Genomic DNA, 17,165 nt, shown 5'->3' with positions numbered 1-17,165 from the left:
AATGCTCCTTTTAATGATGGTGATGTCCTTGATTTGTCGCTTCTGTTATCTTTTCAAGGCTTCCATTTTTAAAAAGCTCTATGTTTGTTTTTACATCTCCTTCTATTGCTTTATAAACTGGAATTTCTGCTGCTTTAAATACTTCCATAGCATTTGGTCCTACATTGCTTGAGATGAGAATTTGCACCCCTTCATCTATAAGAGTCTGTGCCGCTTTAGTGCCCGCACCACTGCTTTGGGCTACTGCAGCGTTGTCAATAACTTTATAATCCATCGTCTCACTATCAACTATAATAAAATATTGAGCTCGTCCAAATCTTGAATCCACCTTAGCTTCAAGAGTTTTTCCTTCTGAGGAAATAGCTATTTTCATATTGCATCCTCCATTTCATTATTGACATATGTTACTTACATTTATTAATATATTATTATTTTTGTCATATGTCAATAAATTTATTAAACAAAAAGCGCACTTAATCTGTTTTACTATAACACTTTAGCCAAATTATATCAAATTAAAGCATAAAAATAAGCAGCCACTTGCGTGACTGCGACTTTTAAAACTAATTATTCCTCTTTTTTATCGTCTTTTTTCTCTAATTGGTCCAATCTTTCTTTTATATATTTTAATTGGTCTTCCAAATATTTTGCTTCAGCACTTAAAACATCTTTTTCATTTATATTGTAGCCAGGATATTGAGGATACCCATAACCATACCATCCTCTTGCCCAACCAGGAAGTCCTGTTAAATAGTACATATGTCTAAATCCTCTTCCTCTGCCGAACCAACCGAAGCCTCTGCCAAATCCCCAGTATGCTCCTCCGGGATTTAAATAACCAGGTACATTATATCCTGAACAATATCCTAAGCCTCTTCCTGTTCTTGGGCCTAATCCCATTGGACCTGTTCCATCTCCTCTTGGCATATCAATCCCTCCTCTTTTATTTTGGTCATATGACCATTACCTAGTTATATAATATCACTGTTATGGACTTATGTCAATAATATTTTACCCAAAAAAAGCTTTTTATTGTTGAATTTTTAAAACCTGATTTAATTCTTCACGTATTTTCATTATATTTCTGTTATATGATATAATGAAATCAATGGAAGGTTTACTATAAAAATTTAGACTATTTCGAAAAAAACTGAGATAATCTATAATAAATTTACCAGAGGATGAACTGATAAATAAGATTGATTTAAAAAAGCATATCCAGGAAGAAAATAATAAAAAGAAGGGGGCTTAAAATATGCCTAAAATATCTGCTTTTGAAAAACATTTTGACAGATATGAAGAATGGTTTGAAAAAAATGAATACGCCTATCAATCGGAATTAGACGCAGTGAAACTACTCATGCCGAAATTTGTAAAGGGATTAGAAATAGGAATTGGCACAGGAAGATTCGCGGTACCTCTCAATATAAAAAATGGAGTTGAACCTTCTTCAGAAATGAGAAAAATAGCTTTAGAACGGGGTCTTAATGTGGTAGATGGAGTAGCAGAAAATCTTCCGTTTGAAGACAACTCTTTTGACCTTGTTTTAATGGTGACGACTGTATGTTTTGTAGACGATGTGCTAAAATCTTTCAAAGAATGTTTTAGAGTGCTTAAAAATAACGGTACAATTTTAATAGGTTTTGTAGATAGAGAGAGCACAATTGGCAAAATATATCAAGCAAATAAAGAAAAAAGTCTATTTTACAAAGAAGCAACGTTTTATTCTACAAGTGAAATAGTTGAATTGCTTTACGAAGCAGGATTTAAAAATTTCAATTTCTCACAAACCATTTTTAAAAAACTTGATGAAATAAAAGAAAAAGAACCTGTAAGATATGGCTTTGGCAAAGGCTCCTTCATAGTAATAAGCGCTAAAAAATGATATTTGAACTACACTTTTTAAAGCAAAGCTTTTATTACGTTGTCTAAAAAATCCCCTTCTTTGGGTTGCGTATCCTCTTTTGATTCTATTTTTTCTATCAATGTACCTGATAAAACAATTTGCACATTTTGATTTCTATCCACAATTATTGAGATAGGTTCCAAAGCTCCACTAAGTATACCTAAAATAACCATTATCTGTGAAGGGGTTAAGACTCCCTTCTTTTTTTCATCTCCTCCTTTTCCACCTGTATTATCTTTTTCACCATTTTCCCCATTCCCTTTATCACCATTCCCTCCATCTACATCAGGATGTTCTCCACCTTCTTCATCTTTATCCTCCTCCTTATTTTCTTTTTGACCATTCTCTTCGCTATTTTCCCTTAATCCTAGCTTTAATAGCAAATCTTTCAATTGGGATTCTAAATTATCCGATGAAAACATGTATTTTCTCCCCCTATAACTTTTATGTCATCTTATTGGCAGTGGAAAAATTATTATCGCTGGCTCTTCAGGTTTTGCATAACCCAAACCGAAATAGAGAATCAACGAAAGTACAATTACAAGCAAATAAGCATTTAATCCTTCTTTTTCTTCTTTCATAGCGATCACTCTTTTCATATAAAATTTTATATACTCATTTTTATATATGATTTTATAGTTTGTCTTGTGCTTGTACTGAATAATAAATATAGGCCTCCACATTAGTATGGAAGCCTATGCTTTGTCTCCTCTGTATATTAAAGCTTCTTCGTCTACGTATAATTCACAAGGTTTATATTCATTTTCAATTCCTTTTGAATCTTTTAAGGTCTCTATACGATACATAGAAGACCGGTACCAATTAAGTTTTGGCTCTACTTGCACAAATTCATATTGTTTACCTACTGTATTTAAAAGATAGTCCCAATTTACATAATGATTAAAGTTATGGATAATATCTGTCACTACCACTTTAAATTTACTTGCTAAAATTTGCTGGAAAACATTCCACTTTTCCAATGAGGCCTCTATTAACGTCAGTCCAAAATACCCCGCACACCCTTCTTTGGAAAGAGCAGAAATCCCTCTTCCTATGCAAATTTCCAAAGCTTCTATAGTCTCTGGCGGGTCAGTAATAAAAGTATCAAAATACCCTACATATTCCTCTGGTAGTTTGTCTCTAAAATCGTATTTCATGGCTTTTATAGGCAGATTATATTTATTTGCCACCTCATTGATGTATTCCACTAGTCTATCGTCTATTTCCATCACAACAATTTCCGTTGGCATACCTGAAAGTCCTGCTGCTATACTTACAAGGTCATCATCACCTAAAACTAAAAGCTTTTTCCCCTCTAAATCTCCTCTTTCAGCCAGGAGAGCTATTCTGCCCACCACTGTTTGTGTCGTAACAAAACCTTGGTCATAATCGCTAATAGCTTTTGGGCGATTTACTGTCACTTGGTCAAATTTTTTGATCAAGTCTTCTAATTTAGAAAAGTTTATCCCTCGTCCTTCACACGCGTGACAAGTATATGTTCTTTTTGGAGCTATTTTAAGACTCCCAAGATATTCTAAACCTTTAGAATTAAATTTTATATCTCCATTTTTCTCAACTTTCAACAAATTTCTTTGACGTAGTAACTCAATTATTTCTGCTACAACTGAAAAAGGTTTTTGAGATAAGGATATAATCTCCCAAAAATGCGGAGTTGCTGCAGCAGCTGACAATATTTTTTCCACATCCTTAGAGGAAGTCATAACCCCTGTTTTTTGGTAGATTTGGTGCGCTATATCTTGTAGACTTTCCATCTTCTCACCCCCATAATAGTATTTCTACAAGCTTTTTACACCTTCAAAATACCATACAGGGGTATATTCCATTTAAGCCAATATTTAGGCCAGCACATAAAATTATACATTTAATTGAATAAAAAAGTCAAGAGAGGTCAAAATTACGTAGTCTCCCTCTCTATCAGAGTTATAGGCAAAATATTTTCTTTTTCCACCTTTTCACCATCTATTTGGCGTAATATCAGTTCAATAGCTTTTCTTGCTATTTCTTTAATTGGTTGTCTTACGGTTGTTAAAGATGGAACTACCAAATTAGCGACATTTATATCATCATAACCTACAATTTTCAAATCTTGAGGTATTTTTTTATTTAACTCTTTAGCCACACTTATTACAGAAGCAGCGATTAAATCGCCACTGGCAAATATACCGTCAATGTCTGGATGTTCTTTAAAAAGGCCTCTTACTATTTTTTTATATTCTTCTATCTCAAACCTGTTTAACTTTGTTTCTACAACAAAATACTCAACATTCTCTTGTGTTGCTACCTCTTTGAACGCTTTATAACGATTATTTGCCGGTGTATTCAAAATCAATGGGCCGCTTATGTGAGCAATTTTTTTACATCCCTTTTGTATTAAAAGTTTTGTAGCCAAAATTCCACCTTTATAATTGTCTGAAGCTACATAAGGTATATTGGAATAATATCTATCAATTGCCACAATAGGAAGTTTCACATTTAAATATTGCTCTGCTTCTAAGGTATGACTGCCAATAATTATACCATCAACTTGATGCCTTTTCAGCATATCTATATACTCTTTTTCCTTGCTACTATCTTGCCCAGAATTGCACAACAAAATTTTATAACCTTCTTGATAAGCATAATATTCTATATAACCGGTCAATTCTGCAAAAAAAGGGTGCGCTACATTGGGAATTAATAAACCTATTAAATAGGATTTTTTTCTGTATAAGGACCTTGCTAACTCGTTAGGCTGGTAATTTAACTCTTTCATCGCCTCATAAACTTTTTTTCTCGTTACCTCGCTTATATAGCCTCTGTTATTTAAAACCCTCGATACAGTCGTAACTGTAACTCCTGCTTTTTTCGCTACGTCTTTTATAGTTGGCATGTCTATCACCTTCTATTACTACTTTTTGTCTCCTCTTCTATTATACCTTTATCGTAATTACAATTAAAGTCTTCATAATGGCATATTTTACAACGATTTTACACCATGTACTAGTAAATATTTTACCTCTTCTAATGTTGGCATTGCAGGAATTGCTCCTCTTTTAGTTGTGCATAGTCCACCGGTAGCATTAGCAAAGTCAATAATTTTTTCGAGTTCTTGAGTTTTTAATTTATCTAGGGGATAATCTATTTTTGATATATTATAAAGAACTCCTCCTAAAAAAGCATCTCCAGCTCCTGTTGTATCTACCACATTTACACGATATGCAGGTATATGTCCTGTGCCCGATGTATGTCTATAATAGCAACCTTTTGCTCCTAAAGTTACTAAAACTAGTTTTATCCCCATATCAAATAATGTTTTACTGCCATATTCCAAGTTTGATTCTCCCGTCAGAAATTGTAGTTCGTCTTCAGATAATTTCACTATATCTGCATATTGTAATCCCAAAACCATTTCTTTTTTCGCAACAGTTTCATTTTCCCATAAAGGTGGTCTCCAATTTGGGTCATATGAAATAATTTTTTTATTTTGTTTTGCATATTCAATAGCTTTTAATGTGGCACTTCTCGAAGGTTCATCTGTCATAGATAAAGACCCAAAATGAAATATTTTTCCTTTTTCTATTAAATCCAGTTCAATATCCTCTTCTTCCAACATTGTGTCAGCTCCCGGATTTCGATAAAAAGTAAAGCTTCTGTCTCCTTTGTCATCAAGATGTACAAAAGCAAGAGTTGTATTTGCTTTTGTAGTAAATTTTAAACCATCTGTGTTAATTTGATTATTTTCAAGCACTTTTTTTAAAAAATATCCAAATTGGTCATCACCTACTTTACCTATAAAAGCACCTTTTCCTCCTAATTTTGTAACAGCAGTTAACACATTTGCAGGTGCTCCCCCAGGATTCATTTCAAATAGTGTATTTCCATTATCAGAAAACCCTGCAGGAGTAAAATCAATCAGCAACTCACCTAAAGCTATAACATCACACATTATAATCACCCCACACAGAATTTATTTTACACTGTGGTAACGCTCACTTTAAATTTATCAATAAATTTAATCTACAACAATATCCCATTTATTTAAATAATTAATTTTGCATTCCCCTTTGGAATATACAGATATATTTACCGAATCTTTGCTAGGATATATCCTTCCACTCATTACTTTTTCCCCATCATTAATAAATATCTCAACCGAACTTACATCTACAAATACTCTGAGTTTAAGTTTATTATTTTTTAAAGCTACATTTATTTTCCTTTCTCCTTTAGGTCCTATACCTGATTCATTGCGGTCAAATATAAATAATGATTCATCTCTTTTATATGATAAAATAGTTTCTTCATTGTCTCCTTTTCTTATTTTTAAACCAAATTCCTCTGCTTTACCCCCCTCAAACTCAACTTCAAGTTCATAACAGTCACCATATGTGTCTAAGTTTTTTTCTCCATCTATCTTCAAGTTTATAAGCTTATAATGATTTTTTCTGTAGTTTTCTATTTCTTTAATCGGCCTAAAATATAATTTACTATTAACCATTAAAATTTCCCTTGGTAATGTCATGGCTCCAGCCCAATTATGGCCTCTTTCCTGTGTTGGCATAACTTCCCCCCACATATCCATCCATGCAACCATAAGCCTTCTTCCCAATTTATCACTAGTAGTTTGTGGAGCATAAAAGTCAAATCCATAGTCAATCTGTTGATAACCATCAATATCAAACTTAAATATCCCTTTGTTTATGTCTAAATCTCCAATAAAATATATAGATGAGTGAGTACTATTAAAATCATTCCCTCTAGTCTTTATATGTTCTGTAGATACCATCAGTACATACTTACCTTGTAATTCAAATAAATCAGGACATTCCCAATTGTAACCTGTGTTTTCATTCCCTCTCGCAAGTATATTTACAAAATCCCAATCTTTTAAATTTGTTGATTTATACAATAATACCTGCCCGTGTCCCTTCCCATCATTTGAACCTAACATCATGTAATAATATTGTCCGTTTTTAAAAACTTTAGGGTCTCTAAAATCCTTTTTACTTGCTTCTTCTGGAATTTGCTTTTCTCCAATTACAGGATTTTTACTATATTTTACGAAATTAATACCATCTTTCGAGTAAGCCAAATTTTGAACCTGCTTATAATTTTTACTCTTATCAGGTCCTGTATATATGTGTCCAGTATACAGCAAACATAACATATCGTCTTTTTCAATGGCACTACCTGAAAAACACCCATCTTTGTCAAAATCATCTCCCGGCACTAACGCTATTGGAAGATAAGTCCATTTAACCAAATCCTTACTAATCGCATGCCCCCAATGCATCGGCCCCCAAACTGCATCATAAGGGTTGTGCTGATAAAACAAATGGTAATTATCCTTGTAATATATAAATCCATTAGGGTCATTAATCCAACCATATTCACCCATTAGATGGTATTTCAATCTATATTGTAAATTTAATCTACTCTTATTTGCTTGAATATACTTATTTGCATCATTTATATTTCTCAATTCCAATTCTACTACCTCCAGACCTTTATTTTATTGAACCCTTTAAAACGCCTTCTATAATCTGCTTTTGCATTAGTAAATATACAATTATTACAGGAATTGTAGCTAACATAAGAGCTGCCATAGCAGGCCCATATTCAATCGTGTAAGTTCCATAAAAATAGAAAACAGATAGCGGTAAAGTTCTCTGCTCTGGTGCCATAAGTACTAAATATGGCAATAGAAAGTCATTCCATATCCATAATATATCCAATATAGCTATTGTTGTTGTTACTGGCTTTAAAAGCGGAAAAACAATTTTAAAGAAAGTCTGAAGCTGGCTGCATCCATCAATAGTAGCAGCCTCTTCTAATTCCAATGGTATACTCTTTATAAAACCGTGATACATAAATACAGCCAAAGATGCACCAAAACCTACATACATATAAATCAATGCCCATTTGCTATTCATCATCCCGATAGAACCATATATTTTTACAAGGGGTATCATTATCCCTTGGAAAGGAATAATCATAGACGCCACCATAAAAAAGAACATAAACTGATTGAACTTCCACTTTTTTCTTACAAAAATATAAGCAGTCATTGATGACAGCAATGTAATCAAAAATACACTAAAAGCAGTTATAATCAAAGAATTCAAAAAAGCATGCATATAATTCATTTTTGTAAAAGCATCAATGTAATTGCTTAAATTCAGCACCGACGGAAGCTTGAGTGGGTTTTCTAGTATTTCCTTTCTCTCTTTAAAGGAATTAATTAAAACTATAAAAAATGGAAATATATAAAGTACCAAAAAAATACTTAAAGCAAAAAATTTTATTCCATTAAGTAGGCGATTATTCTTTTCCATCAATTTTCCACCTCCAGCTTTTTGCTAAAATACACTTGAAGCAACGTCACAGCCGCTACCACAAAAAAGAGAAAAAACGCCTCTGCTTGACCAATACCATACTGTTGACTTAAAAAAGCAGTGTTATATATATGAAGTGATATGAGCTCGGTGCTTTTGTAAGGCCCTCCATTTGTCAAAGCCAAGTTTATGTCGTAAACCATAAACCCTCGTTGTAAAGTCAAAAAAACACTTATAGTAAAAGAAGGCGCCATTAACGGAAGTATTACATTTTTTAATCTTTGATAAAAATTTGCACCGTCTATACTTGCCGCCTCTAACAAATCTCTCGGTATATTCATAAAACCCGAAATATATATTACCATCATATAACCAGTATACTGCCAAACTGTCACAATAACCAAAGCCCAAAAAGCTTTGTCAGGATCTGATAGCCAAGAACCTGAGAAAATTGGTATATTATATGATTTTCCCAAATATACTAAAATGTTTGAAAAAATAAATTGCCATATAAAACCTAACAATATTCCGCCTATCAAATTTGGAGTAAAAAACCCTGCTCTAAAGAAATTTTGACCTTTTACGCCACTCGTTAACATATAAGCCAAGAAAAAAGCTATGACATTAATTAATATTACTGTGAAAAATACATATTTTAATGTCAATAAAAAAGATGTCCAAAACACTTTATCATTAAACGCTTGTAAATAATTTGAAAAACCTACAAAAGCATGCGTAGCAGAAATACCATTCCAATCAGTAAAAGTTAAATATATTCCATATAAAAACGGTAATATTATTACTGTGAGAAAAGCAAAGGTAGTAGGTCCTGCAAATATCAAGTACGTTTTGAGTTTAGCCAATAAAGTTTTCTCTTGATTCACATTCATATCCTCCTTCACTTTTATATTGAATAACGGATAGACAATAACATTCTATCCGTTATTCAATCAAACCTTACATATTATTGAACATTTTTCCAATAATTTTCTATTTCATCAATCAAGCCTTTTCTGTCAATTTTGCCTGCCAAATACTTTTGCATTGAAGCTCCTAACTTTGACCAGTGGTCTGGTGGCAATATAGTATTAAACTCTAATTTTAATGTATTACTTTCCTTCATATATTGTCCTATAGATTTAGCCAAAGGATCTTGTGGCTCTAATGTTATATTTTTAAAAGCAGGTATAACATTGGCTTTGTTCACAAGAGCATCCTGTCCTGTCTGGCTGTAAACTAACCAATTCAAAAATTTCTTAGCGGCATCCTGTTGAACAGCATTGTTCTGTGTCTTATCTATTCCTATAAACTTCGATGGGCCTACAGCTATCTGTGAATTGCCATAATCCCCAGGATTATTGCTTATGGGCACAGGTATAAAGCCGTATTGTTCATTTGCAGTATCAAATTCTTTTATCTGTGGCCATGCCCAATTTCCCATAAACCAAAATCCAACTTCACCTTTACCAATAAGCTCTGGTCCTCTATCATAAGTCGGAGATAATGGATCATTTTTATCTATGTTGTACTTTTTCATCATGTCAAAAGTATCCATTAAACCATTAAACACTTTGTTATTTGCCAAATCAACTTTTCCAGCTTTTAAGTCTGATAAAAATTGAGCTACTTGTGCAGGATCTTTCGATTGAGCAGCATACGCTATTGTCAGAAAGTGTGCGCCTAAAGACCAATCCATTGGAGAAATTTCTAAAGCTTTGACACCAATTGCTTCTACTTTTTTAAATGCTTCTTCCAAAGCATCTCTCGTCCTTATAGAACTCGGATCAAAGTTTCCACCATAAGCTTTATCTAATACAGCTTTGTTGTAAATGAGCCCATACCCTTCAACTGCAAATGGGAATGCTATAACCTTCCCATCTACTCTGGCTACACTTAAAGTCCAATCGATCGCATCCTCAACCCATTTTTCTCCGCTTAGATCTAAAAATTTATCTTTGAATTTTGCTATATCACCCGGATCCAGCATCGCCATTGTCGGTGCATTACCAGATGCATACATAGCGGTAACCTTTTCAAAAGGTGACTGACCAGCCGCTGCAGGAATAACTTCTACAGTAATATTTGGATTTTCTTTTGTAAAAACTTTAGCTGCCTCTTCTAATTGAGCCTGAATTTCCCCCTTAGAATTTAGCAAAGTAATTTTTACAGTCTTTGTTGCCGTGACAGTACTATTACTTTCTCCATTATTGCTGCCTTTTGTATCACAGCCTGCCATGAGCGAAAAAACCAATGCAAACGTCAACATAATGGATAAAATTTTTCTTTTCATGACAATCCCCTTTCTTTGAAATCTTTTTAACTTACTTTTATTATACTTGATTAATTTTTATATGTCAACCGTTTGACATAAATTTTTTGATAAAATGTCAACCGTTTATAATACGGTTGACATTTTTGAAACTTATTAATATTATAATATCTTGCTATTTTATTAATTTGTTCAACTAATCGTTCTACCTTTTCTTTTTGGGAAAATTCAAATCGTAACTTAAAAACATTAGAGCCAGATTTAACTATCAGTAATTTCAAAAGAAATCCTAATCATAATAACCACCTCTCAATAATTTCAATGCTCTTTCAATCGAATCCTTGGAGTCATACCATGGTTCATCATGAAATCTATAATCAAATTTTGTTATAAACCATTCAAGGTCATTTATATTCTTTTCAATTGCCGCTTTATTTATTTTAAATATTTTCTCAATTTGTGGTGTAACATCCTTTTTAGCTTCCATAAACATATTTAGGTGATGAAAACACAATTTAGACAGCCCTTCACTATGCTTTTCAACAAATTCTTTATCAGCATGTAAAATATCTATCAATATATGCATCTGGTATTTATCTCTTTCACTTAAATAATCACAAACAAGGCATTTGTTTTTTGTTTCTTTTTTCCTTTTTTTCTTTAAAGATTTTCCTTTCTCCGTAATTTGCTGTAATTTATAAGTGACGTTCTCTTTTAATGCAATTGCCAAACCCAATTTATCATATGAATTATTCAATAATTCCAAATGATAATGGCAGAAATTTGTCTCTCTTATTTTGACATACATTTCAGGGTCTTTTAAAACCTCATCTTCAAACAAATGCTCACAATAGGCTTTTTCTTCGTCTTTTATAACCTTGCATATTGGACAACCTCCCTTATATTTTTCAAAAACCTCATACAATGGAATAAATTCTAACTTCATGCAGATTCTCATCCTCTCTTTTTTGTCAAATAAACAAAAATGGCTTCTACGAAAGCGCGTAGAAGCCATTAGCCTTCACGGCAATAAGGTGAGCTTCATCACCGTTATTTAATTTTATCTCTTATTTATAATTATATATTTTTTATAAGAAAAATACAAGTGAAGCCTCCACCCAAGCAAAAACATTTCTATACTTTTATTTAATTAAATTGCAAAATATCTATGGTATAATTATATTGGATAAACAAAATCTTTATAAAAAGGGGTTAGAATAAAATTGACATCATATGTAAAAAAACGAACATTTACCATATTTATCTTTTTTACTATTATGATTTTCGCCCTTATCGTAAGGCTTATATGGATACAGGGTATAAACTCTGAAAAACTTGCCATGGCAGTCGAAAGGCAAAGTACTGCTGATATCATATTAAAGCCTCAACGGGGCAATATTTATGATGTAAACGGGAATATCCTTGCCTGTAATGTTCCAGCAGGAGATGTATTTGCGGCTCCTAAATTTATAAAAAATCCAGAAAAAGCTTCAGAAGAACTCTATAAATACTTAAATATGGACAAAGACTCGCTTTATAAAATTCTTTCAAATAAAAACTCAGAGTGGGCTGTACTTGGCAGGTCCATTCCTCTTGAAAATATAAATAAAATAAAAAGTCTTAACATACCAGGCATATATGTAGAAGATACTTTTATGAGAAATTATCCCAACGACAAAATGCTATCACAAGTATTAGGTTTTGCAGGAATTGATGGTAATGGTTTGTATGGCCTTGAATACTCTTTAGATAAATACTTGGGTGGTGTACCTGGCCGTGAAATCTCTCTTGTAGATAGAGAAGGTAGAAAAGTAGGAGTTCCAAAGTTTTACAAAGAACCTACAAACGGTGATAATATTGTCCTCACAATTGATTCTGTAATACAAAGTTATACAGAAAAAGCTATAAAAAAAGCATATGAAAAATATAAACCAGAAGATGGCATAACAGCAATAGTTATGAATCCAAAAACTGGTGAAATACTTGCCATGGCTAATTTGCCCGATTTTGACCCAAATAATTGGCAAAATGTGCCTTCAAAGGAATACTGGTCAAACCCGGCAGTGTCAAGTACTTACGAACCCGCTTCAGTATTTAAAGTAATAACCGCTTCTGCAGCATTAGAATCAGCTGTAGTTACACCAGACGAAAAATTCTACGACCCTGGATATTATATAGTCTCTGGTAAAAAAATTAGAAGTTGGAAAGCTTTGGGAGATATAACTTTTTCGCAAGCTATTGAAAAATCAAGTAATACAGTTTTTGTCCAAGTAGTAGAACGATTAGGTGTCGATGCCTTTTATAAATACATACAAGCTTTTGGTTTTGGTACTCCAACAGGAATTGAGCTTCCTGGAGAAGCCAGTGGAATGATCTTGCCAAAGTCAAAGATATATCCTGTCGACCTCGCTACTATGTCTTTTGGTCAAGGAATCGCTGTAACTCCAATCCAAATGATTACAGCTTTTTCAGCCGTGATAAACGGTGGAAACCTCATGGTTCCACATATTGTAAAATATATCGAAAACGGCGATAAAAAAATTAAAGAATATAAGCCTCAAATAGTTAGACAAGTTATCTCTAAAAAAACATCCGATACAATGAGACATATACTTGAAAAAACAGTAACAGAGGGTACCGGCCAAGCAGCAAAAGTACCTGGCTATACAGTAGGTGGAAAAACAGGTACAACGGAAAATTATGCTCCAGGGAAATACGTAGCATCATTTGCTGGATTTGCACCAGTTGAAAACCCAAAAATTGCAGTATTAGTTCTTGTTAAAAATCCAACACAAAATGGTCATATGGGAGGAGAAGTAGCCGCGCCAATAGCACAAGAAATATTAAGAGATACTCTTAGGTATTATGACACAGTAAAAAAGTAAAAAAATAATAATACCCGTTATTTTTAGTGCACCAACTGACTTACACTGTTTTTTATTTCCTCTGTTATATCAAAGGCATTTTTGTTATTTCCTATTCCTTCTTTTATTTTTGCTATCACTGTGTTGTTTATTTTTCTCCATCCGTCAAATTGTGGGATGATATTTGTATAATTAGTAGCTAATTCAATTCTTTTCATTTTGTCATCTTCAGTAACTTTATCTTTTTTAACTGGTACATAACCTAACTCAATCACCTTTTGTTGGTCTTCTGTAAGAAACTTTATAAATTTATACTCCATCTCAAGCTTTTTTTCATCTTTTTCCTTCTTTATGCCATAGGCATATATTTTAGGTGATAATGTCAATGGTATGCCACTTTCCCCTTCGGGGTACATCGCTACATCAAACTCAAACAACTTTCCTTTTGACTGTAAATTTTTAAGCTGTGCTATTTTATAACTTTCTTCTACTAATACTGCAGTGTTTTTAGTAGTAATAAAGTCTTGCCACAACTTTTCCCTCTCTCCCTCAAGTGAAACAGGATTGACCACCTTATATTTATTAAATAAATCCAAAACTTTTTGCACTCCTGAAACTGCTTGAGGGCCAAAAAAAGAATACTTTTCTTTGTCAAAAGCTCTCGCACCATCTAAAAGTAAAAACCCCCATAAATTATAATTATCAGGTGCAAGAGAAATGCCTAATCCATAAAAGTATTTTTTATCCTTTTTACCTTCAGTATAAGTCAATTTTATCATACTATCCACAAATTCTTCGTAATTCCACTCGCCGTTTTCAGGAAGTTTAATTTCTTTTTCATCAAACATATCCACATTTAAAAAAAGCACATTAGTATACATTCCTAAAGGCATTCCATAAATATTGCCTTTATAACTTATAGCATCAATAACGCCTTCCTTGTATTGCTTCTTAAACTCTTCATCTACATATTTATTGATAGGACTTAAATAATCCTTTGAAATAAAATAAAAATCTGCCCCAACAGGTAAAATATCTGGCAAAGAGCCATCTTTAGAAGAGTTAATCAGTTTTTCATATCCGTCTTTGTATGAAAGAGGCTCAAAATCTATTACCACACCCGGGTATTTGTACTGAAATAATTCTATTTTCTTTTTTATAAATTCAAATCCTCCCGGGTCTCCTATTGAAGGATGAGGGAAATCCCAAAAAGTTATTATCCCCCTAAACTCCTCTTCTACCTGATTTTTTTCTTGTATTTGTTCTTTTTCATAAAGATTCATATAGTAAGGCCAATATATAAGAAAAAATATCACTAACAAATATAAGAAAATAGTAAAAGGCTTTCTCACATTAACCACCTCTTACTATCTATATTCTCAAAATTACTCTTAAATAACTTAAAAAGCAGGATAGCTTTCCTAATTCTACCCTGCTTTTTTATCAATTTATATTTTAAGCCCTGCTTTTCTCCAATCCTCTTTGAATCTTTCTATTCCCGCATCTGTCAACGGATGTTTTACCATCTGCATGAGCACTTTATATGGTACTGTCGCTATATGTGCCCCTAGTTTTGCTGCCTGTAAAACATGTATAGGATGTCTTACACTTGCAGTGATTATCTCTGTATCTATGTCGTAATTATTGAATATCGTAACAATATCCTCAATAATCTGCAAGCCATCTGTATTTATATCATCAAGCCTTCCTACAAAAGGACTTACATATGTCGCACCTGCACGAGCTGCGAGTAATGCTTGATTTGCTGTAAATATTAATGTCACATTTGTTTTAATCCCTTCTTTGGAAAGAACATTTACTGCTTTCAACCCTTCAGCCGTCATAGGAATTTTTATTACTATATTTTTATGTATCTTTGCAAGCTCTCTTGCCTCTCTAATCATGCCCTCACTGTCATCACTTATAACTTCTGCACTTATAGGACCATCTACAATTTGAGTAATTTCTTTTACTACCTCAATAAAATCTCTTCCTTCTTTAGCAATAAGAGATGGGTTTGTAGTAACACCTGATATTACACCTAATGCATTAGCTTCTCTTATTTCGTCAACATTTGCAGTGTCAAGAAAAAATTTCATCATTTCATCCCTCCGTTATCAATTTATTTACCTTTATTATATATCTAACTTTAAAAAATTAAAAGCCATGCTTTATATTATGCAATTTTTATTTTATCTTCAAAACAAGCCTTCAAAAACTCAAACAGTATTCTTAGATAACTCATATCTTAAATGGTCTATAAATTGCTTTGCACTTCGAGGCGACCTGCCATTATGCCAAATAGCCCATTGCAATGCTTTTTCCTTTAAGAGATTCCATTCAATTTCTATATTGTGCTTTTGAGCTAAACCCTTAACAATTTTTAAATACTCTTCTTGACTTGGAGTAACAAAGGTAATAGTTATCCCAAATCTATCGCTTAAAGAAAGTTTTTCTTCTCTCGCATCTGTATTATGAAGTTCATTGTCCTCTATATTTTCTGTAACAATATGCCTCCTATTTGACGTTGCATAAATTACTATATTTGAAGGTAAAACCTCTACTCCACCTTCTAATACTGACTTAAGTTCTTTATAATCCGCCTCACTTTCATCAAAAGACAAATCGTCAAAAAACAATATAAATTTCATTCCTCTGTCTTTAATTATATCAAGTATGTATGATAAATCTTTTATATCATTTTTATTAATTTCTATAAGTCTCAATCCCTCTTTGTAAAACTCATTGAGCAAAGCCTTAACAGTAGATGACTTTCCAGTACCTTTATCTCCATATAAAAGCACATTATTCGCAGGAAAACCCTTTAAAAAAGCTTCTGTGTTTTCTATAACTATTTTCCGTTCTTCTTCATATCCTATCAAATCCTCAAAAGTTACAGGGTCAACACTTTCAATACCTTTTAATCTTCCAGCCCAATTTTCTTTAACCCATCGAAAAGCTTTATATTTTCCAAAAATGCCGCAACCGTTTGAATGGTAATAATTTGATAGATATTCAGCAATTTTACCCTCTTTTAGTTCCCATAAATTTCCTAACATGAAAGTGGTATTGTTAACTTTTTCATAAAAAATATTATTAACAGAGTTTTCAAAGTCAGGTAATTCCGTATTTAATAAACTATTTACAGTTTCTGCTATGTTTACATAGCAAAATTCCTTTAAAATCCCTATTTCTTTTTCAATAGTCTTAATAATTAAATTGCTCACAGCATTAAAACCATATTTTTCTGAAATGTGGCTAAAGGGGTTTTCATCATAAGCGATTTCTTCTGCCAAAAAAGTAGGCCAAATATTTTTATGAATCCTCTTTTTAAAAGCATATTCAGTAATACCTTTGTAAAAACTGCTATATTCAGAATAAATAAACTCAATAGAGGGCTCTTCTTTTAAAAGTTCTTGTAAAATTTTAATCCATTTTCTTATTAAGCTATGATTTGTAATATTTCTATAAATCACTATTTCATTTAACCCGTTTAAAATATTTTTTAATTTTTCTTTATTTCCCAACTGCATCATCTCCTATAACATAGTTTAAAAAATTTCTACTTTATCTCTTTATCTTATTAAATTATATCATAAAAGCAATATTTCCTAAAATTTATTGTGTCCTGTGAGATAGTGTCAAGATACTGTAGGATAATTTTTAGCAACAACCCATGAAATATCTTAAATCGTAACTTTTCTGTAAGGCTTGTTTTTCTTAATTTTTCTATATTATATTTTTCATACTTTGAAGTATCACTTTTCTCCCCTCCTGCAATTTTAAAAGGG

General features: G+C 32.5%; 17 protein-coding genes and 1 riboswitch. Of the genes, 2 read left to right on the top strand and 15 right to left on the bottom strand.

Translation table 11 applies throughout. The features are described from left to right. Positions 1-10: 10 nt before the first annotated feature. Positions 11-373, bottom strand: a complete 363-nt coding sequence (locus tag THEBR_RS03260; RefSeq protein ID WP_012269107.1) for a NifB/NifX family molybdenum-iron cluster-binding protein — start codon at positions 371-373, stop codon at positions 11-13. A 194-nt stretch (positions 374-567) separates the two neighbouring features. Then, entirely contained in the window at positions 568-927 is a 360-nt protein-coding gene (locus THEBR_RS03255; protein WP_003868042.1) for a DUF5320 domain-containing protein, read from the bottom strand. 328 nt (positions 928-1,255) lie between these two features. Here THEBR_RS03255 and THEBR_RS03250 point away from each other — a divergent pair, with 328 nt between their 5' ends. Beyond that, positions 1,256-1,885, top strand: coding sequence for a class I SAM-dependent methyltransferase (locus tag THEBR_RS03250; protein WP_003868041.1), 630 nt, complete (start codon positions 1,256-1,258; stop codon positions 1,883-1,885). A gap of 17 nt (positions 1,886-1,902) precedes the next feature. Here the strand turns inward: THEBR_RS03250 and THEBR_RS03245 are convergent, their stop codons facing one another. From THEBR_RS03245 to THEBR_RS03200, 10 genes are all read right to left on the bottom strand, one after another. Beyond that, entirely contained in the window at positions 1,903-2,328 is a 426-nt protein-coding gene (locus tag THEBR_RS03245; RefSeq protein ID WP_004403529.1) for a hypothetical protein, read from the bottom strand. Between the two features lie 27 nt (positions 2,329-2,355). Next, on the bottom strand, positions 2,356-2,505 hold the full coding sequence (locus THEBR_RS12010; RefSeq protein WP_156770930.1) for a hypothetical protein: 150 nt from the start codon (positions 2,503-2,505) through the stop codon (positions 2,356-2,358). A 96-nt stretch (positions 2,506-2,601) separates the two neighbouring features. After that, a complete protein-coding gene (locus tag THEBR_RS03235) occupies positions 2,602-3,678 on the bottom strand; it encodes a bis-aminopropyl spermidine synthase family protein (RefSeq protein ID WP_004403525.1) in 1,077 nt (358 codons plus the stop codon). A gap of 143 nt (positions 3,679-3,821) precedes the next feature. Continuing rightward, positions 3,822-4,796, bottom strand: a complete 975-nt coding sequence (locus tag THEBR_RS03230; RefSeq protein ID WP_003870830.1) for a LacI family DNA-binding transcriptional regulator — start codon at positions 4,794-4,796, stop codon at positions 3,822-3,824. 87 nt (positions 4,797-4,883) lie between these two features. Continuing rightward, positions 4,884-5,852: a carbohydrate kinase family protein gene (locus tag THEBR_RS03225; RefSeq protein ID WP_012269106.1), complete on the bottom strand. Its 969-nt coding sequence runs from the start codon at positions 5,850-5,852 to the stop codon at positions 4,884-4,886. A 66-nt stretch (positions 5,853-5,918) separates the two neighbouring features. Continuing rightward, entirely contained in the window at positions 5,919-7,394 is a 1,476-nt protein-coding gene (locus tag THEBR_RS03220; RefSeq protein WP_013570792.1) for a glycoside hydrolase family 32 protein, read from the bottom strand. A gap of 19 nt (positions 7,395-7,413) precedes the next feature. Beyond that, positions 7,414-8,241, bottom strand: coding sequence for a carbohydrate ABC transporter permease (locus tag THEBR_RS03215; RefSeq protein ID WP_012269102.1), 828 nt, complete (start codon positions 8,239-8,241; stop codon positions 7,414-7,416). Next, on the bottom strand, positions 8,241-9,125 hold the full coding sequence (locus THEBR_RS03210) for a carbohydrate ABC transporter permease (protein ID WP_013150613.1): 885 nt from the start codon (positions 9,123-9,125) through the stop codon (positions 8,241-8,243). Before THEBR_RS03210 ends, THEBR_RS03215 begins: the two co-directional genes overlap by 1 nt. Before the next feature lie 80 nt (positions 9,126-9,205). Continuing rightward, a complete protein-coding gene (locus tag THEBR_RS03205) occupies positions 9,206-10,531 on the bottom strand; it encodes an ABC transporter substrate-binding protein (protein WP_012269100.1) in 1,326 nt (441 codons plus the stop codon). A gap of 268 nt (positions 10,532-10,799) precedes the next feature. Continuing rightward, positions 10,800-11,456, bottom strand: a complete 657-nt coding sequence (locus tag THEBR_RS03200; RefSeq protein WP_013570791.1) for a DUF6062 family protein — start codon at positions 11,454-11,456, stop codon at positions 10,800-10,802. A 52-nt stretch (positions 11,457-11,508) separates the two neighbouring features. Next, positions 11,509-11,568, bottom strand: a riboswitch (Fluoride riboswitch). Between the two features lie 165 nt (positions 11,569-11,733). Here THEBR_RS03200 and THEBR_RS03195 point away from each other — a divergent pair. After that, entirely contained in the window at positions 11,734-13,395 is a 1,662-nt protein-coding gene (locus THEBR_RS03195) for a peptidoglycan D,D-transpeptidase FtsI family protein (RefSeq protein WP_009052726.1), read from the top strand. Positions 13,396-13,418: 23 nt separating this feature from the next. Here the strand turns inward: THEBR_RS03195 and THEBR_RS03190 are convergent, their stop codons facing one another. The 3 genes from THEBR_RS03190 to THEBR_RS03180 all read right to left on the bottom strand — a co-directional run bounded on the left by THEBR_RS03190 (position 13,419) and on the right by THEBR_RS03180 (position 16,901). Beyond that, positions 13,419-14,726 (bottom strand): ABC transporter substrate-binding protein, encoded by a 1,308-nt coding sequence (locus THEBR_RS03190; protein ID WP_009052727.1) that lies wholly within the window; start codon positions 14,724-14,726, stop codon positions 13,419-13,421. A gap of 96 nt (positions 14,727-14,822) precedes the next feature. Next, positions 14,823-15,473, bottom strand: a complete 651-nt coding sequence (fsa, locus tag THEBR_RS03185; RefSeq protein WP_009052728.1) for a fructose-6-phosphate aldolase — start codon at positions 15,471-15,473, stop codon at positions 14,823-14,825. Positions 15,474-15,593: 120 nt separating this feature from the next. Next, a complete protein-coding gene (locus THEBR_RS03180) occupies positions 15,594-16,901 on the bottom strand; it encodes an ATP-binding protein (protein WP_012269098.1) in 1,308 nt (435 codons plus the stop codon). Positions 16,902-17,165 lie beyond the last annotated feature (264 nt).

It is taken from the genome of Thermoanaerobacter brockii subsp. finnii Ako-1 (assembly GCF_000175295.2).
Classification (GTDB): Bacteria; Bacillota; Thermoanaerobacteria; order Thermoanaerobacterales; family Thermoanaerobacteraceae; genus Thermoanaerobacter; species Thermoanaerobacter pseudethanolicus.
This window is presented reverse-complemented; position numbering and strand designations above follow the sequence as displayed.

What these genes read in the sequence shown, in the direction of transcription:
- fsa (WP_009052728.1), bottom strand. Translation starts at nt 15,473, where the DNA reads ATGAAATTTTTTCTTGACACTGCAAATGTTGACGAAATAAGAGAAGCT.
- THEBR_RS03205 (WP_012269100.1), bottom strand. Translation starts at nt 10,531, where the DNA reads ATGAAAAGAAAAATTTTATCCATTATGTTGACGTTTGCATTGGTTTTT.
- THEBR_RS03235 (WP_004403525.1), bottom strand. Translation starts at nt 3,678, where the DNA reads ATGGAAAGTCTACAAGATATAGCGCACCAAATCTACCAAAAAACAGGG.
- THEBR_RS03215 (WP_012269102.1), bottom strand. Translation starts at nt 8,241, where the DNA reads ATGGAAAAGAATAATCGCCTACTTAATGGAATAAAATTTTTTGCTTTA.
- THEBR_RS03260 (WP_012269107.1), bottom strand. Translation starts at nt 373, where the DNA reads ATGAAAATAGCTATTTCCTCAGAAGGAAAAACTCTTGAAGCTAAGGTG.
- THEBR_RS12010 (WP_156770930.1), bottom strand. Translation starts at nt 2,505, where the DNA reads ATGAAAAGAGTGATCGCTATGAAAGAAGAAAAAGAAGGATTAAATGCT.
- THEBR_RS03245 (WP_004403529.1), bottom strand. Translation starts at nt 2,328, where the DNA reads ATGTTTTCATCGGATAATTTAGAATCCCAATTGAAAGATTTGCTATTA.
- THEBR_RS03225 (WP_012269106.1), bottom strand. Translation starts at nt 5,852, where the DNA reads ATGTGTGATGTTATAGCTTTAGGTGAGTTGCTGATTGATTTTACTCCT.
- THEBR_RS03230 (WP_003870830.1), bottom strand. Translation starts at nt 4,796, where the DNA reads ATGCCAACTATAAAAGACGTAGCGAAAAAAGCAGGAGTTACAGTTACG.
- THEBR_RS03250 (WP_003868041.1), top strand. Translation starts at nt 1,256, where the DNA reads ATGCCTAAAATATCTGCTTTTGAAAAACATTTTGACAGATATGAAGAA.
- THEBR_RS03255 (WP_003868042.1), bottom strand. Translation starts at nt 927, where the DNA reads ATGCCAAGAGGAGATGGAACAGGTCCAATGGGATTAGGCCCAAGAACA.
- THEBR_RS03200 (WP_013570791.1), bottom strand. Translation starts at nt 11,456, where the DNA reads ATGAAGTTAGAATTTATTCCATTGTATGAGGTTTTTGAAAAATATAAG.